Source organism: Acidipila rosea (genome assembly GCF_004339725.1).
Lineage (GTDB): Bacteria > Acidobacteriota > Terriglobia > Terriglobales > Acidobacteriaceae > Acidipila > Acidipila rosea.
In genome coordinates, this window is record NZ_SMGK01000002.1 from 496363 (window position 1) to 516566 (window position 20204).

Below are 20204 nucleotides of genomic sequence, written 5' to 3' on the forward strand. Positions count from 1 at the left end.
GGGCATGCAGTAGATGCGGCTCACCGTTTCCACCCTTCCATCATCCTGCGGAAATCCTTGAAGAGATAATGCGAATCGTGCGGGCCCGGGCTGGCTTCCGGGTGATACTGCACGCTGAAGAGCGGCATCGACTTATGGCGCAGGCCTTCGAGCGTGTTGTCGTTCAGGTCGACGTGGGTGAGATCGACTTCGCTCTCCTTGAGCGAATCCGGATCGACGGCGAAGTTGTGATTGTGAGCCGTGATCTCGACCTTGCCCGTATCCGTACACTTCACCGGGTGATTGCCGCCGTGGTGGCCGAATTTAAGCTTGTAGGTTTTGCCGCCGAGCGCGAGACCGATCAACTGATGGCCGAGGCAGATCCCGAAGATGGGCTTGCGGCCGGCGAGCCTGCGGATGTTGTCGTGAGCGTAGGTGACCGGCTCCGGATCGCCGGGGCCATTCGAGAGGAAGATGCCGTCGGGCTTGAGCTCGAGAACATCCTCAGCCGAGGTCTGGGCGGGCACAACCGTAACCCGGCAGCCCTGCTGCGCGAGCATACGCATGATGTTGTGCTTGATGCCGTAGTCGTAGGCGACAACGTGGAGGTCGGGGTGCGGAGCGGCAACTTCGCCGGCGAGCAGCAGCTCGCTGTGGGCTTCGTTGTCCCACTCGTAGCGGGCCTTGGTGGTGACCACGCTGGCCAGGTCGGTGCCGTCCATCTTGCGGATGGCGCGGGCCTTGGCGACGAGCTTGGCGACGTCACTCTCGATGGTGGAAATGACGCCGCGCATGACGCCATGGGTGCGCAGATGGCGGACCAGGGCGCGTGTGTCTATCTCTGAGATGACAGGGATATTGAAGCGTTCGAGATATTCATCGGCTACCTGCTCGGAGCGCCAGTTGGAGCTGATCGGGGAAAATTCCCGAGTGACCAGGCCCTCGATAAATGGTCTGATGGCTTCATTATCGGCAGTGTTGGTGCCGTAGTTGCCGATCTGAGGATTGGTAAGGACAACGATCTGTCCTGCATAGGACGGGTCAGTGAAAATTTCCTGGTAGCCGGTCAGGGATGTATTGAAAACAACTTCGCCATAGCATTCGCCTTTGGCTCCGTAGCCTTCGCCGCGGAAGATGCGCCCGTCTTCGAGCGCAAGAATCGCCTGCATCGCGTCTCCATTGAGTGGATTCAATCGAGTTTAACAGGAAAGCGCGGCCTGTGCCTGCGCGCATCACACCGGGGAGAGGATATTCCCATGAAGGCAGTCGTGCTCTATGAATATGGCGACCCCAGCCAGTTGCGCTATGAAGATGCCGAACAGCCACCTGTCGGCGACAACGAAGTTCTCGTTCGCATGCACGCGACCAGCGTGAATCCAGTCGATTACAAGATCCGCAGCGGCGCAGCGAAGGGGCGCATCCCGGTCGAACTGCCTGCCGTCCTGGGCCGCGACCTGTCCGGAGAGGTGGTGCAGGCGGGGCGCAGCGTCGTCGGCTTTGCCAAGGGCATGCGGGTGATGGGGCTCGCGAACGGCACCTATGCCGAGTTCACGACGGCCAAGGCCGATGTTCTCGCCCCGATTCCCGAGGCGCTGAGCTTTGAGCAGGCGGCTGCCCTGCCCCTGGTGACACTGACCGGGGCGCAACTGATCGAGCGGGCGGTGAAGCCGCAGCCGGGCCAGACGGTGCTGGTGACGGGCGCGCTGGGCGGCGTGGGCCGCTCGGCTGTGCATGTGGCGCGCAAGCATGGCTGCCGCGTGCTGGCCGGGGTGCGGTCGGCGGAGAAGGCGGAAGCAGCGGTGCTGGGCGCGGACCAGGTGATCGCGCTCGATGACGAGACGGAGACGGTTCACCTGCACGATCTGGATGCAGTTGCGGATACGGTGGGCGGCCCGACGGCTTCGCGACTGCTGAAGGCGCTGCGCGCGGGCGGAGTTTTCGGCTCAGTGCTCGGCGAGCCCCAGGGAGCGAAGGACGTCGATGTGCAGGTGCATGCCTTCATGGCGCAACCTGATGCCTCGCGGCTGTATGAGCTGGCAGACGAGGTCGCGCGGGGTGAGTTCACGATCCCGATTGGAAAGACGATGCGCCTGTCGGAGATCGAGGAAGCGCACCGGCTGGCGGAGGCGCACAAGGTCAAGGGCAAGATCATCCTGGTGATGTGAGGGACGGAGTCGAGAGGGGCAGGATGCTGCAGGTTTTCCGGCGGCGACTTATCATTACGTTCAAATGACGATGCGCTCGATCGCTGCTGCCACTGCCCTGTCCCTGTGCTCCTGCCTTTACACTGCCTCGGCCGGGGCGGAAACACCGGCGGCGGAGATGCCGCGAGCGCCCGGAGCGCAGATTACTACGCTGACTGCGCCGGGCTATTTCAGCGAGCCATCGGTGGCGGTGAACCCGGGGAATCCGCAGCAGGTGGTGGTGGCCTACCAGGTGCCGACCCATATCGCTTATTCGACCGATGCGGGGGCTACGTGGCTGCATGCGAAGAATGTCGCACCCGCGGATTTCAAGGTAAACGGCGATGTCTCCGTGACCTATGACAGTAAGGGGCATGCCTTCGTCTGCTATATCGCCTTTAACAAGCTGGGCACTTTCAACTACTGGGGGCACGCCACCAACAAGAACGGCATCTACCTGCGCCGCTCACTGGACGGCGGAAAGACGTGGGAGGCGAGCCCGGTCACGGTCTCTGAACAGCAGCAGCAGCCCGGTGTCCCGATGGAGGACAAGCCTTACGTGGTGGCGGATACGAGTCATGGGCCCTATGCCGGGAACCTCTATATCGCGTGGACGCGCTGGGGGCTGAAGGACTCGCGCATGGTCTTCACGCGGTCGACGGACGACGGCAAGAGCTGGACGACGCCGGTGGAGATCGACCAGCATCCGGGGCTTCCACGCGACGACAATGGCGCGCTTGAGGGCTTTGACGGCGCGGTCGGCGCAGACAGCACGCTCTATGCGGTGTGGTCCGAGGGCGATGACATCCAGTTCACCATTTCGCGGGACGGAGGCAAGAGCTTTTCACGGGTCCGCAATATTCTCCACACGGCGCCGATCATGTTCGCGGTTCAGGATTTTCAGCGGGCCAATGGATTCCCGCAGATCGCGGTCGATCCGCGCAGCGGCGACCACAAGCATGCACACCTGTATGTGACGTGGAGCGACTACCGCAATGGCGATATCGATGTCTTCTGCGCCCGATCAGAGAACGGCGGCCGGACATGGAGCGAGCCGGTGCGCGTGAACGACGATCCGGTGCATGACGGCAGCGATCAGTTCTACCAATGGCTCACGGTCGATCCGGTGAACGGCGCTGTCTCGATCCTCTTCTACGACCGGCGCGGAGACCAGGAAAATCGCAAGACGTTTGTCACGCTGGCGCGGTCAGTGGACGGGGGCAAGAGCTTCCACAACTATGCGTGGAGCGTGAAGCCTTTCGTGGCGAATGATCAGGAGTTCATGGGCGACTACAGCGGCATTGCCTCGTATAACAACCGCGTCTACGGGGCGTGGACAGAGGATGCTACTCCCACTGGAGGCAGGCCTGCCGCGAAGGCGACGGCTGCCAAGATAGCGCCGGACCGAGGCCAGGACAAGGCTAAGGAGCGGGCCCCGGACCAGGCCAAGGAGCAGGCGCAGGACAAGTCCGGCGAGAAGAAGAAAGAGGAGCCGACGGCGAGGAACCACACGATCATCCGGGTGGGCGTTGCGGAGTTTCCGGCCGGGAGGTGAAGCGCGGAGGCTGGCCAAGCAGCGCGGCGATACGATACCCTGACGGTTGGGAATCACGATGACGTCGACCGCTCGCCTGCCAATTCTGCTCTTCTCGCTCGCCTTTCTGTCAGCCCCACTTTACTCCCAGCAGCCAGCTTCGCAGGACAGCACCCCTCAACAGCAGACCGCACCGCAGCAGACCGTACCCCAGCAGACCGTACCCCAGCAGACGGCGCCACCGGCGCAAGCGCCTGCGCCAAGCGCGGCGGACGAGCTGCCGGATTCGCCAGGAACACAGATTCCCGTGAGCCCGCAGCCGACTGGGCCTACGGCTATTTTTGACACGAGCATGGGCCGGATGACCTGCAAGCTGTTTTCGAAGGAAGCGCCGAATACGGTCGCCAACTTCGTCGGACTGGCGACGGGCAGCAAAGAGTGGACCGACCCGGCGACCCACCAGAAAATGACCGGCAAGCCGCTCTACAACGGGACGCAGTTTCACCGGGTCATTCCGGGGTTCATGATCCAGGGCGGCGACCCGCTGGCGACCGGCATGGGCGACCCAGGCTATATGTTCGCCGACGAGTTTGACCCGAATCTGAACTTCGACGTACCGGGACGGCTGGCCATGGCGAACTCGGGGCCGAACACGAATGGCTCGCAGTTCTTTATTACCGAAGCGGCCAACGACGAACTCGATCAGAAATACACCATCTTCGGCCAGTGCGACGACCCGAGCATCGATGTGGTCAAGTCCATCGCGCGCGTCGAGCGCGACGACCAGGACAAGCCGCTGACGCCGGTTTATCTCAACAAGGTGACCATCGTGGAACCGGGGCAACCGATTCCCCCTGCGCCCGCGAGCGCACCCGCTGTACCCAGCACTGCGCCCTCCACCCAACCGCAACCACAGCCCTAAGGAGTATTGCCGAACATGTCACGCACAGCAGGAACCTACGCCATCTTCAAGACCAGCGAGGGCGAGATCGTCTGCCGCCTTTTCGAGCAGGAAGCCCCTAAGACCGTCACCAACTTTATCGAACTGGCCGAAGGCAAGCGCGAGTGGACCCACCCGATCGGAGGCAAGAAGAGCACCGACAAGCTCTTCGACGGCACCATCTTCCATCGCGTAATTCCTGACTTCATGATCCAGGGCGGCGACCCGGCGGGCACCGGCTTCGGCGGCCCGGGCTACAAGTTTGAGGACGAGACCAAGGGCTCGGCGCACAAGTTCGACAAGCCAGGAAAGCTGGCGATGGCCAACTCGGGGCCGAACACGAACGGCTCGCAGTTCTTCATTACCGTAGCGGCGACGCCCTGGCTGACGGGCAACCACACCATCTTCGGCGAAGTGGTCGAAGGGCAGGAGATTGCGGACAAGATCTCCAAGGTAGCTCGCGGCGCGCAGGACAAACCGAAGACCCCGGTGACGATCGACAGCGTAGTGATCGAGCGGGTCTAGCTTCTCTGCTTCCGGCAGGCGGTCCTCGCCTGCCGGTATGCCGGGCGGCGGCGCAGGTCGGGAAGCAAGGCCGGAACCGGTTCGGGGAGCGAAGAACCGAAGCGGCTGCTGGCTGACTTTCTCATCGGAGCGCATGGGCTGCTGCAGGCGGACCGCCTGATGACGCTGGATGCGCGGCGCTACCAGCAGGACTTCCCCGAGCTGTCGCTCCTGTGACCCAGCCTTTACACTAGAGAAGTATGATTCCCACTCTTGAATGGACCTCCGAAGGCGTCCGGTTTCTCGATCAGACGCGCCTGCCGCTTGAAGAAACTTACGTACTGGCCACCAGCTACCAACAGGTAGCTGACGTCATCACCACCATGGTTGTGCGCGGCGCTCCGGCGATCGGTGTTTCCGCGGCGATGGGCGTGGCGCTGGGCGTAGAGCGCAGCCGTGCGGCAACGCTGGCTGAGCTGAAGCCCGAGTTTGAGACGATCTGCGATACGCTGGCCGCTACCCGCCCTACGGCGGTGAACCTCTTCTGGGCGATTGCGCGTATGCGCGAGCGCTTCACGAAGCTGGCGGCGCAGCTGGAGATGACGGTAAAGGGCGTTGCCGCCGGCCTGATCGAGGAGGCGCGGCTGATGTATGACGAGGACATTGCGGCGTGCCGCACATTGGGGGCGAACGGCGCCGAGCTGATGCCGGAGGCGGGCGGCGTGCTCACGCACTGCAACGCCGGAGCGCTGGCGACGTGTGGCTATGGAACAGCGCTGGGGGTGATCCGCGCGGCGGTCGAGCAGGGCCATTCGCTGCATGTCTATGCCGATGAGACGCGGCCCTTTCTGCAGGGAGCGCGGCTGACGGCGTGGGAGCTGATGCACGACGGCATCCCCACGACGGTGCTCTGCGACAACATGGCTGCGAGCCTGATGCGGCAGGGAAAGATCAAGGCGGTAGTGGTCGGCGCTGACCGGATTGCGGCCAACGGCGATGTGGCCAACAAAATCGGCACCTACGGGGTGGCGGTGCTGGCGAAAGAGCACGGGATTCCGTTCTATGTGGCTGCGCCGTGGTCCACGATCGACCTGGCGACGGCGCATGGCGACGATATTCCCATTGAGCAGCGCGCGGCGATCGAGGTGACGCACCATGCGGGCAAGCAGCTGACGCCGCATAATGTGGGGATTGAGAACCCGGCCTTCGATGTGACTCCGGCGAAGTATGTGACGGCGATCATCACGGAGCGCGGCGTGCTGAGGGCACCCTATCCGGAGTCGCTGAGCGAGCTGGAGAATGCAGCCGTTCAGGCGTAGAACGTGAAACGGCGGCGCCCTCGCACCAGGCGAAGGCGCCGCCGCAGAAGATCCGTGAAGGCGCTACCTGTGAGTCGCTGCCTGGCAGGCGCTACTTGGCCAGCGGAGTGGGCTGGGTCGGGGCTGCGTCTGTTTTAGTCGCGGTTGCATCCGTCTTAGCGGCGTCATTGCCGCCCTTGATGCCTTCCTTAAAGCCGCGAAGCCCTTCGCCAAGCCCTTTGCCGAGGTCGGGGAGTTTCTTGGGGCCGAAGACCAGCAGCGCAATCGCGAGGATGATCAGAAGGTGTGTGGGCGTAAACAGATTATCAAGCATGATATGGAATCTCTCCCGTAACAGAACGATTATAAGCCGCCAAACGGATGATAGTGAAAATTTCCTTTTGGGGAATCAGGCGGGGCATGAATCGCTGCCCCACCGAAGAAGTTGCGACCGGATCTAGCGCTTCAATAAATCCACCGGCTCGTTGATGTCGGTAACGCGGAAGTACTGGGCGAGAACGGGATGCTGCTTGCGGACCGCCTGATACATCTCCCAGGCGACGCGCCGGTAGGAGAAGTGGCCCTGCGGAGCCGAACGCAGCTCGGAGATGTAGAGCGCTTCGGCAAAATCCATGGAGAAGAGCGTCCGGTTGCGGGTGGCTAGCGGCAGGACGTACTGCGCGGACTGCGGGACGGCGGAGGCGGCGAGGCGCTGGCTGGCGGCGTGGGCCTGCTTCATGGCGGTGTCGAAGGTGGCCTTCAGGCCAGCTTGTTCGAGGCCCTCGGGGACGTCCCAGCCGTGCTCGGTGGTGAAGTCCTGCATCACCTGCACGCAGCGGCGGTGGCGATGCATATCGCGGAAGCCACCGATGTCCATGAGGATATCGAAGCGGAGAACCTGTCCCACGGAGAACTCGCGGAGCAGCTCGTCGTGACGCCCCCGGTATCTGGTGCCGAGGGAGATAATTTCGTCGCGGCGGACGCTGTCGAGCGCGGCGACGCGCTCGCGGAGCTGGCGGTAGGAATAGTGGCAGGCGCCGTAGAGGAGAGTTGTTGCCAGCTCCACCTCAAGGGACTGGCCAGCCTCGACGAGATCGACCAGTGGGGCGGCCTGGATGGGTATGCCCTTCATGAGCCCGTCGGCGGCCTGCGCCAGTTCCCTTCTGGTAGCTGAGCGGTATTCATTCTCCTTTGCGTACTTGACCAGCGTGGGGGCGGTCTTCACTTCGCGAGTGAGCAGCTCTCGGGCGCGCTCGCCGAGGGCGGGATCGAGCTTTGCCACCTCATCGGCCAGGGCGGAATAGTCGCTCGCGTGAACGTTCCAGGCAGGGCCGGCGGCGGCCTCGCGGAGGCGCTCGCCGAGCATGCGGACCTCGTCGAAGGGGCTCGAAAGCAGGCGGGAGATCTGCATCTCAAGGGTTCGCGCGTTGACGATCTGGCCAAGGGAGGTGTTGGTGGCGAGCGGCAGGAGGTAGCGAGCGACGTCAAAGGCGCGCGCTTTCATGGTGCGGTCGAAGGCGTCCTGCTTCATCTCCTCTGGGCGGGGGGTCTGCTGCCTGAGGGATTCAAAAGCACCGGCGGCTACCTGCTCATAGGCGGCAAAGAGCCCGGTGACGGTATCGCGGTAGAGCTGCCCAGCCGCGGCGTCGGCGGCGAAGTCGGGCATGTACCAGCCGCTCTTCCTGAAGTTCTGGTAACGGGTGGAGCGCTCCTGGCCATCCCAACGCTGCTCATCTACGAGTACAATCGCGGCGAGCAGAGAGAGGCGCTCAATGGCGAACGCGACATGCGCGAGGTCGGCGATGGAGCGATGGCCGTATTGGAAATAGAATGTATTGAGGAATTGTTCTGCGCGCTGGCTGCTGATCTCTTTGAGCGACTCCTTCATTGAGAGCGCCGAGCGTGAATACTTGGCCATGGCGTAGGCCAGTACCTCAGGGTCAGCGCCGTGGACAGCGAAGACTTCGGTCTGGTTGGATGGCTGCGCTTCAGGCGAACGGGACGGCATGGCAGAGGCGACTGCTTCAGTTTCAGGCATAGTAGGCAACAGGATACGGCATTCGGGGCAGCTGCTTCGCGGGATCCAATCCGGGAACGGCTTCCATCCAGACATCCTCGCAACGACGGAGCACCGGCCATGGCCGCTGCCGCGTTCCCCGTGGGCGATGACGCAACAGTGGAACGATCTGCTTTTTGCCCACTGGCCGGTGCAGGTTGCGGACATCGCCGGGCATCTGCCGCAGGGGCTGGCGGTGGATACCTTTGACGGCTATGCGTGGCTGGGCGTGGTTCCCTTCTGGATGGACGGCATCCGGTTTCGCGGACTGCCTCCGATTCCGGGTACGAGCCGGTTTCCTGAGCTGAACTTGCGAACTTATGTCCGGGAACGCAACTCGAACCTCGCCGGGGTCTATTTTTATTCGCTGGACGCGGCCAATCCACTGGCGGTGAGCGTGGCGCGGGCCTTCTTCAAGCTTCCCTACTATTGGGCGCGCATGGGGGTGCGGCACCAGGAGGGCGGTATCCGCTACTCCAGCAAGCGGCTGCTGGTGAAGGAGCCGGCGCGGTTTGAGGCGAAGTATCGAAGCCTGGGGCGCGAGGCTGCCAGGGGCGACCTGGAACACTTTCTGACAGAGCGCTATTGCCTCTACACCTCAGACGCGCGGGGGCTGCTCTACCGCGGCAACATTCACCATCTTCCCTGGCCGCTCGAAGAGGCAGAGGCCGAGATCGGGCTGAACGAGCTGCCGGATGCGTTTGGGCTGCGCCTGCCGGAGCGCGAGCCGATCCTGCACTATTCACGGACGCTGAAGGTATATGTGTGGCCGCTCGAACAGGTTTCGGCGATGGCGAAACACACGGCGGCACAGGTTTTGCCTGCGGCGGAGACGTTGTAAGTCTCCCCGGAGAGCGCGCGGCCGGATGTACCTCTTTATTCGCGGGCGGTGATGCCGAGCGAGCGCATCTTGCGGTAGAGGTGGCTGCGTTCAAGGCCCAGGGTCTCGGCGGCGCGGCTGACGTTGCCGTTGCACTCTTCAATCTTCTTGAGAATGTAGTCACGCTCATAGGCTTCGCGGGCCTGGTGGAGGCTGGTGAACTCTTCACCGCGGCCGGTGCTGCGCTGCACGAGCATGGGCAGGTGCCTGCGCTCGATGCGCGGAGCCTGTGGGTTGAGGATCAGCACGCGCTCGATGACGTTGCGAAGCTCACGGACATTACCGGGCCAGTGGTATTGCTGAAGGACTTCAAGGGCATCGTCGGCGATCTCCACGCGCGGCCGGCCGTACTCGCGCCCGAAGGAGCGGAGGAATTCGCGGGCGAGGAGCGGGATATCCTCCTTACGCTCGCGCAGCGGAGGCACGAAGAACGGGATGACGTTGAGGCGGTAGAAAAGATCCTCGCGGAAGTTGCCCCGGGCAATCTCCTCTTCGAGATCCTTGTTGGTGGCGGCGATGACGCGGACATCGACGCTGAGCGGCTGCACAGCTCCGACCGGGGTGAAGCGCTGCTCGTCGAGCGCGCGCAGGACCTTGGCCTGGGTCTTGAGGCTCATGTCGCCCACCTCATCGAGAAAGAGGGTGCCGCCGTCGGCGCGTTCGAAGGTGCCGCGCTTCTCGGGCGGACCTCCGGCAACGGCGTTGTTGCGGTAACCGAAGAGTTCGCTCTCGATATAGTCCTCGGGAATCGCGGCGCAGTTGAGCTCGATGAAGACGCGCTCGTGGCGGAGGCTCTGGGCGTGGATGGCGCGCGCGATAAGCTCCTTGCCGCAGCCGGACTCGCCAAAGATGAGCACGCGGCCGTTGGTGGGGGCCATGAGCCGGATCTGCTGGCGGAGCGCCTTGGCGGGCACGCTTTCGCCGGTGATGGGCGCCTGCTGGGTGAGCTGCCGTTTGAATTCGATGTTCTCTGTGCGCAGCCGCCGCGCCTCAATCGCGTTCTTGAGCAGGATGAGGGTACGGTCGAGGGAGAGCGGCTTTTCGAGGAAATCATAAGCGCCGAGCTTGGTTGCTTTGACGGCGGTCTCGATGGTGCCGTGGCCGGAGATGATGATGACTTCGGGGCGGCTCTCAGGCGCGAGGGTGCGAATCTCGCTGAGCAGGTCGAGGCCGTCGCGGTCCGGCAGCCAGATGTCGAGGAGAACGGCGTCGTAGCTGGCGTCGCGGAGCAGCACCAGGGCTTCTTCCGCAGTGGCGGTCGAGACGACGGCGTAGTTTTCGTCGCGCAGAATGCCGCTGAGCGACTCCCGAATCTCGGCCTCGTCGTCAACAATCAGAACATGGTTCATACGATGGTTCCTGTAGTGGCCGGCTCGGCGGCCAGCGGCAGCGAAGCGAGGGGCAGCTCAAGAATGAAGCGGGCTCCGGCGGGCGTGTTCTGCTCGGCACGGATGGTGCCGCGATGCTCCTGCACGATCTTGGCGGCGATGGCCAGGCCGAGGCCGGTTCCGCGCTGCTTGGTCGAGAAGTAGGGCAGGAACAGGCGCTCGCGCATTTCGCCGGTGAGGCCGTAGCCGGTATCGGCGATGACGATCTCGGCCATCTCCCCGACGAGGTTGGTTTCAATGGTGAGCACGCGGAGCAGGCTGTCCTGCATGGCCTCGGCGGCGTTGTCGATCAGGTTGGCGATGGCGCGCTTGAGCGATTCGCAGTCGGCCATGACCGGGGGGAGAGTGGCATCCATGCGCTTTTCGATGCGGATATTCCGCAGCCTTCCATGGAAGAGCGCCAGAGCGCTCTCGGCGATCTGGTTGAGGTCAGCGGGCTTGGGCCGGGCTGCAGGAAACTCGGCCAGGGCTGCGAACTGGTCAACCAGTGTCCGCATGCTCTCAACAGAGCTGAGGATCACCTCGGTGCAGCGAATGATGATGGAGTGCGACTCCGGGGTGGGGCGCTCGACGTGGCGGCGGATGCGCTCGGAGGACAGCGCGATCGGAGTAAGCGGGTTCTTGATTTCGTGGGCGACGCGCTGCGCGACCTCTTTCCACGCGACCTGGCGCTGCGCCTTGAGGAACTCGGTGACGTCTTCAAGCACGAGGATCGCGCCGCGGCGATCGGTTCCGAGCTCGAGCAGAGAAACGGTGGCGGAGATGCTGGTCTTCGTCTGGGAACCTTTCATCTCCAGCTCGGCGGTCGCCTGCCCCATGCGCTGGGCGCGACGCTCCAGGCGCAGCAACTCCTGCGCCATCTCAGGAGAAAAGACATCATCGACGTGCCGCCCGACAAGCTCTGCGCCATCAACGAAGCGGAGAAAGGCGCGATTCGTCTGCTGGATGCGACCGTGACTGTCGAGGGTGGCGACACCGCTGGGGATGGTTTCGAGGATGCGCTCCAGCTCGCGGCGGCGCTCCTCAAGGGCAAGATTGGCGGCGGAGAGCTGCTGCGTGGACTGCTCGGCGAGCATGCGACTCTGCTCAAGGTCAGAGGCCATGTGATTGAAGGAGCGGATGAGCTCGCCGAGCTCCTCAGTCGTGGCCAGGGTGACGCGCTGGCCGTAGTGGCCCTGGGCAATCTCATTCATGGCGTCGGCCAGGGCCTCAACGGGCCGGGTGATCTGCTTGGAGAGATAAAGAGCGAGCCAGGTGCTGGCGAAAAACACCAGGACCGTCAGCAGCAGGAGCATGAACAGATAGGTAAGACGAATGGTGCGGCGCTGGCGGTAGACGGCCCAGTACTGGGACGAGCCGGTGCGGATGTCTGAAACGGTAGAGGTGAGGCCCGCGGGCATGGGGAGCGCGACCACGACGACCTCGCCGTTGGGAGCAGATGCCGCGCCGAGGGCAAATTCACTGTTGCCGAAGGCCAGCACAGGCTCGTCGCTGCGCTGGGAGGCGCGGAGCATGATGGCGGAAAGCGGCTCCGAGCTGTCGGCCTGCTCCGCGTCGCGATCATCCATCCAGGCGCGGATGTAAACCGGAACGACGGGCGTTGGAACCTCGTACTGCGCAATCACCTTGCCGTCGCGATAGACAGCCGCGAAGCCGCCCTGCAAGGTGATCCGGCGACGGCGAATGGCAGCGGTCGGATCAGGCGCGGCGGCGAAGGAGCTCGACTGGGCCAGCGAGTCTGCCTCGGCACGGGCGTTGTCCGTGACATAGTGCGAGAGCTCAAAGGCGATGCGGGTCGAGTCTTCGCGAAGCTCGGAGACCGGCTGCGAGAACCAGCGGTCGATGGAGCGGTTCATCAGTCCGAAGCTGAAGAGAAACATGAAGAGCGCGGGCGCGAAGGAGAGCAGGACAGCGCCCACCATCATGCGTGAACGCAGTCGCGAGCCGAGGACGCGGCTCTGCTGGTCGGCCAGCAGCTTGAGAATGTTTCTCGAAAGCAGGACGAGGAGGGTGAGGAAGAGCAGGAAGATGACGACCGTGAGCGCGGTGAAAAGAAAGACAGCGGCGGTGCTCGGCGGGCGGAGGAAGCGAAGGTTGAAGGCGTTGAGCGCGCCAAGGATGAGCAGCAGCAGAAACATGACCGAGGCGAGCACGGCCCGCACGGCCTTTTTCTTCCATAGATTCCCTGCTCCAAGGCGCACTTCGTTCATCTACAGATCTGCCTCGACTTATTCTAGACCGTGATTTCAAAAGGTGGGGCTGAGTTTGACGGGGTGTGTTGCCGTTACGGAGGTTCGGAGATCCGGCGGCACCAACAAAGTTTGCACTCGCGCGGCAAGCCGGTTTAGTGGCATGCTTAAGGCGTTATGAAAAACCTCGCGCTTACCCGCTCGATCCTCCCTATCGCCCTGGCTGGGGTGTTGCTGGCCAGTGGCTGCAACAAGAACCCGACGCCACCGGCTAACAATGCAGCGCAGGAAAATCCGCCCGCCCCGCCGGCGGCACCTACGACACAGGCAGACCAGACGGCAACTGCAGCCGCTCCGGCTGCTGCTCCTGCGTCCGCGCCTGCACCTGCGCCGGCACCCGCCCCGCGGGCCATGGCCTCGGCCCCGGCACCAGCGCCCGCTCCGGCGCTTACGATTCCCGCAGGCACGCGGGTTCGCGTGACGCTGAGCCAGGACCTCGGCTCCAAGATCAACCAGACGGGCGACTCCTTCTCGGCAACGGTTGCGAGCCCCATTGTCGTCAACGGGCGGACGGTGGTCCGGACCGGTTCGCGGGCCAGCGGAACGGTGATCTCGGCCAAGTCGCTGGGACGCTTCAAGGGTCAGGCGCAACTGGCTCTTCGACTCGACCGTATCCAGGTGGGAGGGCGCGAATATGACGTCGCCACCAGCACCGTGGAGAGGGTAGAAAAAGGCAAAGGCAAGCGCACGGCCGGCTTTATCGGCGGCGGCGCTGGGCTTGGCGCACTGATCGGCGGCCTGGCCGGCGGCGGAAAGGGCGCGCTGATCGGCGGCCTGCTCGGCGCAGGCGGCGGAACGGCGGGAACGGCCTTCACGGGCAACAAGGAGATCGTGATCCCTGCGGAGACGACGTTGACCTTCCGGCTGGAGCAGTCTGTCAGTATGCGTTAAACAGGTAGTCCTTTTTTTCGCCTTATCAAACGGCGCATCCTCTTCTGAGGGTGCGCCGTTTGCTTTTGCATGAAGTCCCCCAATTCCCCGCCGATACAGAAAACAGACGGGATACCAACCTGCCCCCTCAAGAGGAAGACATGTTCGCAATCGTAGGAATGGTTGTAGTGATTGGCGCGGTACTTGGCGGCTACCTGATGGAAAAGGGCCATCTGGCGGTTTTGTTGCAGCCGGCGGAGCTGCTGATCATCGGCGGAGCGGCGGTGGGAACGCTGCTGATCGCAAACCCCACTCACATCCTCAAGGGAATCGCCGATGGGTTGAAGCAGGTGCTCGGCAAGTCGGTGTACGGAAAAGACCGCTACGTTGCGACCTTCAAGATGATGTTTGAGCTGCTGGGCAAGATGCGGCGCGCGGGAGTGATCGCGATCGAAGCGGATATCGAGAAGCCGGCAGAAAGCCCCATCTTCAACGCCTATCCGCTCTTCCTGGCCGATCATCATGCCTGCGACTTTGTGTGCGACACGATGCGGATGATCGTCACTGGCGGAGTGGACGCCTTTGCCATGGACCAGATGATGGAGCTCGACATGGAGGTGCGGCACCATGGCGCGAATCAGCCGATCGCCGCACTGACGACTGTGGCCGATGCGCTGCCCGGACTGGGGATCGTCGCTGCAGTGCTGGGAGTGGTGATCACCATGGGAGCGCTGGGCGGACCGCCGGAGGCAATCGGACACAAGGTAGCGGCGGCGCTGGTGGGAACCTTTCTTGGGATTCTGATGTGCTACGGCTTCGTGGGGCCGCTGGGCTCGAACATGACCAAGGCGCTCGACGAAGAACACTCCTATCTGCATGTGCTGCGGGTGCTGATCGCCTGCGCCGCGCGGAACTCTCCACCCGCGCTTGCGGTCGAGACGGCGCGGCGCGCGGTTCCCGTGCATGTGCGCCCCAGCTTTGCCGAAGTAGAAGCCGCCTGCAAGGGCGAGCCAGCCGCGACTGGCGTGGCTGCGGAAGCGACGACGGCGGCCTAGGATGAGTGAACAACAGCCGATCATCATCCTCAAGCGCAAGGCTCGTCACAGCAGCCACCATGGCGGTGCGTGGAAGGTGGCGTATGCGGATTTCGTGACCGCGATGATGGCGCTGTTCATCGTGCTGTGGTTGATGAATACGAGCGACCATGTCCGGAAGGCGGTGGCCGGCTACTTCAATGACCCGTCGGGGAGATCGACGCAGACGGGTACGGACCGCTCGGGATCGGCGGACAGCCTGCCGCTGACGAAGGACAACATCAACCAGATCAAACAGAAGCTGGAGCAATCGATCCAGCAGAACATGCACCTGCAGGCGCTGCAGAACCAGGTGATCATGACGGTCACGCCCGAGGGGCTGCGGATCGAGCTGCTCGAATCGGGCCGCGGCACCTTCTTTGACACCGGCGGTACGGAGCTGAGCGGCAGCGGCAAGGAGTTGCTGTCACTACTCGCGAAGCAGATCGGGGCTTTGCCGAATCGCATCTCGATCGAAGGGCACACGGATGCGAAACCTTACTCGGGAGATGGGACCTACTCAAACTGGGAGCTCTCCGTTGACCGCGCCAATGCGGCGCGGCGCCTGATGGAGGAGGCAGGGCTGCGTGCCGGACAGGTGAACCAGGTACGCGGATTTGCCGACCAGCGGTTACGCCTGCCGCAGGCGCCCTTTGACCCGTCGAATCGCCGGATATCGGTGATCGTGCAGTATTCGGATGCTGCTCCACCGGGCGCGCCGGTAAAGCCGGATACAGCTGCGCATTAAAGGCGCAGGCTCACCGCAGATTATTCCTCGCAACCGCAGGAGCGGCGCACGACCAGCTTGACGGGCAACACCATCCGCATGGGCTTATGATCCTTGTCGGTGCTGCCGAGGCGGTCAAAGAGCAGTTCTGCCGCTACCCGGCCTATCTCCGCGGCTGGCTGCCAGACCACCGTAAGGGTTGGCTGGAGCAGCTCGGCGAGTTCGAAGTCGTCAAAGCCGACGATGGCGATATCTTCCGGCACGCGAATCTTGAGCTTATTGCAGGCAGCCAGCACATAGCGCGTGGTCAGGTTGTTGGCGGTGAAGAATGCGGTAGGCGGATCGACGCGCTGGAGCATGGCCTCAAGCACTGCACCGGTGACCTCGGGCGACGAGCACTCAAAGCTGGACTCGGGCTCAAGACCGTGGTCGCGCATGGCCTTGCGATAGCCGATCAGGCGCTCGGAGAGGGTATAGAGCTTCTGATTGCGACCGAGCAGCACGATGCGCTTGTGACCGTGCCGGTTGATGAGATGTTCGACTGCCTGGCGACTGCCGCTGCGATTGTGAACCAGAACCGAATCGTATTGCCCGCTGGGCTCGGGGCGGTCAAGGGTAACGATGGGCGTGTTCTCAAACTCGGCGCGGGTGAGCTTGGAATGGCGCTGCGAAGCGGGGATGACGATGAGTCCCTCGACATGGCGCTGCAGCATGAGCTGCGCTTCGCAGTATTCGGCGTCGGGATCTTCATTGGAGGTAGTGAGGATGACGGAGTAGCCGTGACTCTTGGCGACAACGTTGATCTCATGCGCGCACGTGGCGAAGAAGGGATCGTACAGGTAGGGCACGATGACCCCGATGCTGCGTGTCCGGGAACCGCGCAGGGCGCGCGCCATCTCATTGGGCCGGTAGCGCAGCCGCTCGATGGCCCGGCGTACACGCTCGGCTGTGAGCTCATGTACGTGGGGCGAACCGTTCAAAACACGTGAAACAGTCATGGTACCGACGCCGGCCGCTTTGGCCACGTCGCTCATGGTTGGCTTTCGAGTCATCCGCTACACCGCTTCCTGAAAGTTCTCATCCACGGCGAGCGGCGTCAAGATGAAGCATCAGTTAACAACCGCCCAGACTAGGGTTCCTGCTGGTCGATCATCTCTTGCAGGGTGGATTTCCGCCGGGCGCCATGCTTCTTGTCTGCAATGAGCCTGACCGGCTTAGGCTGCCCCACCCGCTCGCGGGCGTTCGCCTTGACGGCCTTGACGGTCGAAAAAACCTTCTTTTTGCTTTTCTTCGCTGCCATGTCGGGCTTCTCTCGTTCTGTGGCATTATGAAATACTTTTGAGGGAACGCAAAAGGGGACAGGCGATGGACGAGCGGGAATTTTTTGACGAGAAGCAGGAACAGCGGAACCACACGCTTACATGCCCACACTGCGGCAAGGCAGATGAATATCAACTTGGATGGCTGGTGCGCCGGAAGAAGAACGGCATCCCGCGTCATGCGGATGAGCGCGACCGGGCCCGTTTTGCCAAGGCTCAGTCCTATATGGTGCGGCGGGACGATCAGGTGGCCTGCAAGAATATTCGCTGCCGCAAGCGCTTTGAAGTGGCGGGGATACAGTCTGTCGCCTTTCTACAGTCGGCTTAGGATGATGCGGCACTTCGCGTGGGCGCTGCTCCTGCTGCTGGGAGTGAGCGCCGCCCGCGCGCAGAAGAGCTATCTCGGCTTTGACCAGAACCTCTATCCGGGCGATGCGGCGCTGACGAAGCTGCATCGGACTTTCTCCTACGCCTGCTACTGGCTGAACAACCCACCACAAATGAATACGAATCCCTGGACGGGCAAGCGCGGACTGCTGCGTGCGCAGGGATTTGGATTCCTGCTGCTTTTCAACGGCCGCCTCGACGCACAGCTCAAAGGCCGGGATGCCACAACGCTCGGCGGCGCAGATGGCGCGGCCGCGGTGAAAGCGGCGCTTGATGAAGGCTTTCCTATGCGCGCGGTGATCTTTCTGGACCAGGAAGAGGGTGGCCGAATGCTCCCAGAGCAGGCGGCGTATCTTCGCGGGTGGATCGATGCAGTGAGGCGCGGCGGGTTCCGAGCCGGGGTGTATTGCTCGGGCATTTCAGTTCCTGAAGGCGATGGCTCGATCAGCACGGCGCAGGATGTTCACCACCAGTTTCCGAAGGCAGCGCTCTGGGTAGCCAACGATGCCTGCCCGCCGTCACCGGGCTGCAGGCTGCGGGCGGCTCCGCCTGCCGGTAGCGGATTTGCAGGAGCGGAGGTGTGGCAGTTCGCGCAGTCGCCACGCCGTCCGCAGTACACCGCCGCCTGCGTGAAGACTTACAGCGCCGATGGAAACTGCTATGCTCCGGGGCTGCCGCAGACCGCGCAGAGCCTGCTGGATCTCGATACGGCCGCCAGCGCCGATCCGTCTGCCGGCCGCTGAGATTCTCTCTTCCTTCATAAGGTTTTTTATCTTTAGGGGTGTCCAGCAAGAAGAGTAGACGGACTGATAAAGTCCGCCTAACGGCCCTCATTGACCTCAAATAGGCATCTTGTTATTCTCTAAAAACAAATTAGGCGATGGAGTTCGCCACCAAACGCACGACCTTCGGTTGACGCTAATGACTCCTACATTTTTGTAGGAGGCCCATTGCCCGAAACGTCTCTTCGCAACTCCCTCTCTGAACAACTCTATCTTTTCTTAGAATTAGGCCGTTGGATCCCGGTCTCCGCCATAGTTGGAATTATGGCCGGTTCGGCATCTGCATTGTTGCTGGCCTCGCTAGCCTTCGTCACCAGGATCAGGGAGAATCATGTCTGGTTGATCCTGCTTCTCGCGCCAGCGGGATGGCTGGTAGGACTGCTTTACAAAGAGTTTGGTTCAACCGTCGAGGGTGGCAACAATCTCATCCTGGAAGAGATCCACGACCCCACTTCGACTATTCCAATTCGAATGACTCCGCTGGTCTTGCTTGGTACGATCGTGACCCATTTTTTTGGAGGTTCTGCGGGGCGTGAGGGTACTGCGATCCAAATGGGAGCATCCCTGGCTGATCAACTGGCGCGTCCGTTTCGCATGACACCTCACGACCGGCGCATCCTGCTGATGGCCGGCATCAGCGCGGGCTTTGGATCTGTGTTCGGAACACCACTTGCGGGCGCCATCTTTGGGCTCGAAGTGTTGGCGATTGGCAAGTTGAGCTATGAGGCGATCACGCCATGCATCTTGTCTGCATTCATCGGCGACATCGTGACCCACGCGTGGGGAATCCATCACGCGGTCTATCAGGTGATGGATGTGCCGAAGATGAGTGTCCGTGGAGTCGCATATTCGATCCTTGCCGGAGTTGCCTTCGGCATCATTGGGATGACGTTCGCGAAGCTCACTCACCTGGTGTCGCATACCGCTCGAAAGTTCATCGCGAATCCGACCTTACGTCCGGTAGCGGGAGGCCTGATCGTAACGGTGGCTGTTTTCGGTATCGGTACATCGAGGACCCTGAAGTACATCGGGTTGGGACTACCGACAATCTCCGCTGCCTTCATGGTGAAGCTACCTTTCTATGATTTTGCGGCGAAGATTCTCTTCACCGCTGTAACTCTTGGCACGGGCTTCAAGGGCGGCGAGGTGACTCCTCTCTTTTATATCGGCTCGACGCTGGGCAACGCGCTATCGCATGTCCTGCCGCTTCCCTCTTCGCTGCTTGCGGGAATGGGATTCGTGGCGGTGTTCGCAGGTGCAGCCAATACGCCAATCGCGTCAACGTTGATGGCTGTAGAACTCTTCGGCGCGGAGGCTGGCGCGTATGCAGCCATCGCTTGTGTGATCAGCTATCTCTTTTCGGGCCACGCGGGAATCTATCAAGCCCAGCGGGTGGGAAGGAGCAAAAATCTCAAAAACGTCGCCGAAGAGGGTCTTTCGATCGGGAGCGTGGCAACGCTGCGCATCGCGCCGGAAGAGAACCTTCTCGACAATCTCAACATTTATGGTTTCTTTGGAGGAATGCAGATGGAACATCTTGGCGTCTTGCGCATGTACTTTTCCGCTTCAGAGATGCGGCGGCCTGACTCGTGGTGGAAGCGTATCGCGCCGCAGGCGTTGGGTGCGTTCTTGCTGAAGCAGGCGAAGGACCATGGTATCGAACAGGCGCTCTTGCATCGTGTCATCGGGGGTTATCTGAAAGGACAGGAGCTTGCCATGGATACGGGAGAAATTCCGCCAGCCCGTCTGCCCCAGTGCCTCGAACTTGTAGGAGACAAGGAAGACTTGGAATCGTTTGTCAAGCATAACCGCGACCACCTGGCAAAGGTACGAGTGGTATTTCTGTATGGTCGAGAGGCGGAGATCGAGGCCGCCATTGAACGTCAAGAATTGGAAGAGGCTCTAGAGATGGAGCGTGACGAAAGCTTCAACGCGAAACCACGTGCTGAGGGCTAAGCAAAAAAAGGTGCTGCTCGCCGGAAAGCACATCGAAAGTCCACGGGATCCCTCAAAAGAGATCAGGAATACCTTAATT

General features: G+C 62.2%; 19 protein-coding genes and 1 riboswitch. Of the genes, 12 read left to right on the top strand and 7 right to left on the bottom strand.

What is annotated here, in order from left to right:
- Window positions 1-20 precede the first annotated feature (20 nt).
- Window positions 21-1148 (bottom strand): glutamine-hydrolyzing carbamoyl-phosphate synthase small subunit, encoded by a 1128-nt coding sequence (gene carA, locus C7378_RS07165; protein WP_131993996.1) that lies wholly within the window; start codon window positions 1146-1148, stop codon window positions 21-23.
- Window positions 1149-1235: 87 nt separating this feature from the next.
- On the opposite strand from carA, the gene C7378_RS07170 reads away from it, so the two are divergent.
- The 5 genes from C7378_RS07170 (at window position 1236) to mtnA (ending at window position 6459) form a co-directional block, all read left to right on the top strand.
- Window positions 1236-2144: an NADP-dependent oxidoreductase gene (locus tag C7378_RS07170; RefSeq protein ID WP_131993999.1), complete on the top strand. Its 909-nt coding sequence runs from the start codon at window positions 1236-1238 to the stop codon at window positions 2142-2144.
- A 64-nt stretch (window positions 2145-2208) separates the two neighbouring features.
- The gene (locus C7378_RS07175) at window positions 2209-3717 is read left to right on the top strand and encodes a sialidase family protein (protein WP_131994002.1); all 1509 of its coding nucleotides are present in this window, start codon (window positions 2209-2211) and stop codon (window positions 3715-3717) included.
- Window positions 3718-3775: 58 nt separating this feature from the next.
- Window positions 3776-4618 carry a peptidylprolyl isomerase gene (locus tag C7378_RS07180; RefSeq protein ID WP_131994005.1) on the top strand — a complete coding sequence of 281 codons (843 nt, stop codon included), beginning with the start codon at window positions 3776-3778 and terminating at the stop codon, window positions 4616-4618.
- Window positions 4619-4633: 15 nt separating this feature from the next.
- The gene (locus tag C7378_RS07185; protein WP_131994008.1) at window positions 4634-5161 is read left to right on the top strand and encodes a peptidylprolyl isomerase; all 528 of its coding nucleotides are present in this window, start codon (window positions 4634-4636) and stop codon (window positions 5159-5161) included.
- Window positions 5162-5400: 239 nt separating this feature from the next.
- Window positions 5401-6459: an S-methyl-5-thioribose-1-phosphate isomerase gene (gene mtnA, locus C7378_RS07190; RefSeq protein ID WP_131994011.1), complete on the top strand. Its 1059-nt coding sequence runs from the start codon at window positions 5401-5403 to the stop codon at window positions 6457-6459.
- A 91-nt stretch (window positions 6460-6550) separates the two neighbouring features.
- Here the strand turns inward: mtnA and tatA are convergent, their stop codons facing one another.
- Together tatA and C7378_RS07200 are read right to left on the bottom strand one after the other, a co-directional pair.
- Entirely contained in the window at window positions 6551-6772 is a 222-nt protein-coding gene (tatA, locus tag C7378_RS07195) for a twin-arginine translocase TatA/TatE family subunit (protein WP_131994014.1), read from the bottom strand.
- Window positions 6773-6895: 123 nt separating this feature from the next.
- Window positions 6896-8446, bottom strand: a complete 1551-nt coding sequence (locus C7378_RS07200) for an FAD-dependent thymidylate synthase (protein ID WP_243648123.1) — start codon at window positions 8444-8446, stop codon at window positions 6896-6898.
- On the opposite strand from C7378_RS07200, the gene C7378_RS07205 reads away from it, so the two are divergent.
- Entirely contained in the window at window positions 8445-9335 is an 891-nt protein-coding gene (locus tag C7378_RS07205; protein WP_131994019.1) for a YqjF family protein, read from the top strand. The genes C7378_RS07200 and C7378_RS07205 overlap by 2 nt on opposite strands.
- Window positions 9336-9370: 35 nt before the next feature.
- Here the strand turns inward: C7378_RS07205 and C7378_RS07210 are convergent, their stop codons facing one another.
- Together C7378_RS07210 and C7378_RS07215 are read right to left on the bottom strand one after the other, a co-directional pair.
- A complete protein-coding gene (locus C7378_RS07210; protein WP_131994021.1) occupies window positions 9371-10723 on the bottom strand; it encodes a sigma-54-dependent transcriptional regulator in 1353 nt (450 codons plus the stop codon).
- Window positions 10720-12972: a sensor histidine kinase gene (locus tag C7378_RS07215; RefSeq protein WP_131994024.1), complete on the bottom strand. Its 2253-nt coding sequence runs from the start codon at window positions 12970-12972 to the stop codon at window positions 10720-10722. Before C7378_RS07215 ends, C7378_RS07210 begins: the two co-directional genes overlap by 4 nt.
- A 156-nt stretch (window positions 12973-13128) precedes the next feature.
- On the opposite strand from C7378_RS07215, the gene C7378_RS17660 reads away from it, so the two are divergent.
- The 3 genes from C7378_RS17660 (at window position 13129) to C7378_RS07230 (ending at window position 15702) form a co-directional block, all read left to right on the top strand.
- Window positions 13129-13902 (top strand): hypothetical protein, encoded by a 774-nt coding sequence (locus C7378_RS17660; protein WP_165876673.1) that lies wholly within the window; start codon window positions 13129-13131, stop codon window positions 13900-13902.
- Between the two features lie 140 nt (window positions 13903-14042).
- The gene (gene motA / locus C7378_RS07225) at window positions 14043-14936 is read left to right on the top strand and encodes a flagellar motor stator protein MotA (protein ID WP_131994027.1); all 894 of its coding nucleotides are present in this window, start codon (window positions 14043-14045) and stop codon (window positions 14934-14936) included.
- A gap of 1 nt (window position 14937) precedes the next feature.
- Complete coding sequence (locus C7378_RS07230; RefSeq protein WP_131994030.1) at window positions 14938-15702, top strand: flagellar motor protein MotB; 765 nt, start codon at window positions 14938-14940, stop codon at window positions 15700-15702.
- Between the two features lie 20 nt (window positions 15703-15722).
- On the opposite strand, the gene C7378_RS07235 is transcribed toward C7378_RS07230, so the two are convergent.
- Together C7378_RS07235 and C7378_RS17665 are read right to left on the bottom strand one after the other, a co-directional pair.
- On the bottom strand, window positions 15723-16715 hold the full coding sequence (locus C7378_RS07235) for a LacI family DNA-binding transcriptional regulator (RefSeq protein WP_207901368.1): 993 nt from the start codon (window positions 16713-16715) through the stop codon (window positions 15723-15725).
- A 95-nt stretch (window positions 16716-16810) separates the two neighbouring features.
- Window positions 16811-16981, bottom strand: coding sequence for a hypothetical protein (locus tag C7378_RS17665; protein WP_165876697.1), 171 nt, complete (start codon window positions 16979-16981; stop codon window positions 16811-16813).
- 38 nt (window positions 16982-17019) lie between these two features.
- Here C7378_RS17665 and C7378_RS07240 point away from each other — a divergent pair, with 38 nt between their 5' ends.
- From C7378_RS07240 to C7378_RS07250, 3 genes are all read left to right on the top strand, one after another.
- Window positions 17020-17328 carry a hypothetical protein gene (locus C7378_RS07240; RefSeq protein WP_341539130.1) on the top strand — a complete coding sequence of 103 codons (309 nt, stop codon included), beginning with the start codon at window positions 17020-17022 and terminating at the stop codon, window positions 17326-17328.
- A gap of 1 nt (window position 17329) precedes the next feature.
- Window positions 17330-18130 (top strand): glycoside hydrolase domain-containing protein, encoded by an 801-nt coding sequence (locus tag C7378_RS07245; protein WP_243648124.1) that lies wholly within the window; start codon window positions 17330-17332, stop codon window positions 18128-18130.
- Window positions 18131-18254: 124 nt separating this feature from the next.
- Window positions 18255-18325: riboswitch (Fluoride riboswitch) on the top strand.
- Between the two features lie 183 nt (window positions 18326-18508).
- Window positions 18509-20125, top strand: a complete 1617-nt coding sequence (locus C7378_RS07250; RefSeq protein WP_243648125.1) for a voltage-gated chloride channel family protein — start codon at window positions 18509-18511, stop codon at window positions 20123-20125.
- The last annotated feature ends 79 nt before the right edge of the window (window positions 20126-20204 follow it).

What these genes read in the sequence shown, in the direction of transcription:
- C7378_RS07210 (WP_131994021.1), bottom strand. Translation starts at nt 10,723, where the DNA reads ATGAACCATGTTCTGATTGTTGACGACGAGGCCGAGATTCGGGAGTCG.
- motA (WP_131994027.1), top strand. Translation starts at nt 14,043, where the DNA reads ATGTTCGCAATCGTAGGAATGGTTGTAGTGATTGGCGCGGTACTTGGC.
- C7378_RS07205 (WP_131994019.1), top strand. Translation starts at nt 8,445, where the DNA reads ATGGCAGAGGCGACTGCTTCAGTTTCAGGCATAGTAGGCAACAGGATA.
- carA (WP_131993996.1), bottom strand. Translation starts at nt 1,148, where the DNA reads ATGCAGGCGATTCTTGCGCTCGAAGACGGGCGCATCTTCCGCGGCGAA.
- tatA (WP_131994014.1), bottom strand. Translation starts at nt 6,772, where the DNA reads ATGCTTGATAATCTGTTTACGCCCACACACCTTCTGATCATCCTCGCG.
- C7378_RS17665 (WP_165876697.1), bottom strand. Translation starts at nt 16,981, where the DNA reads ATGGCAGCGAAGAAAAGCAAAAAGAAGGTTTTTTCGACCGTCAAGGCC.
- C7378_RS07170 (WP_131993999.1), top strand. Translation starts at nt 1,236, where the DNA reads ATGAAGGCAGTCGTGCTCTATGAATATGGCGACCCCAGCCAGTTGCGC.
- C7378_RS07230 (WP_131994030.1), top strand. Translation starts at nt 14,938, where the DNA reads ATGAGTGAACAACAGCCGATCATCATCCTCAAGCGCAAGGCTCGTCAC.
- C7378_RS07235 (WP_207901368.1), bottom strand. Translation starts at nt 16,715, where the DNA reads ATGAGCGACGTGGCCAAAGCGGCCGGCGTCGGTACCATGACTGTTTCA.
- C7378_RS07180 (WP_131994005.1), top strand. Translation starts at nt 3,776, where the DNA reads ATGACGTCGACCGCTCGCCTGCCAATTCTGCTCTTCTCGCTCGCCTTT.
- C7378_RS07185 (WP_131994008.1), top strand. Translation starts at nt 4,634, where the DNA reads ATGTCACGCACAGCAGGAACCTACGCCATCTTCAAGACCAGCGAGGGC.
- mtnA (WP_131994011.1), top strand. Translation starts at nt 5,401, where the DNA reads ATGATTCCCACTCTTGAATGGACCTCCGAAGGCGTCCGGTTTCTCGAT.
- C7378_RS07245 (WP_243648124.1), top strand. Translation starts at nt 17,330, where the DNA reads ATGATGCGGCACTTCGCGTGGGCGCTGCTCCTGCTGCTGGGAGTGAGC.
- C7378_RS07175 (WP_131994002.1), top strand. Translation starts at nt 2,209, where the DNA reads ATGACGATGCGCTCGATCGCTGCTGCCACTGCCCTGTCCCTGTGCTCC.
- C7378_RS07215 (WP_131994024.1), bottom strand. Translation starts at nt 12,972, where the DNA reads ATGAACGAAGTGCGCCTTGGAGCAGGGAATCTATGGAAGAAAAAGGCC.
- C7378_RS07200 (WP_243648123.1), bottom strand. Translation starts at nt 8,446, where the DNA reads ATGCCGTCCCGTTCGCCTGAAGCGCAGCCATCCAACCAGACCGAAGTC.
- C7378_RS17660 (WP_165876673.1), top strand. Translation starts at nt 13,129, where the DNA reads ATGAAAAACCTCGCGCTTACCCGCTCGATCCTCCCTATCGCCCTGGCT.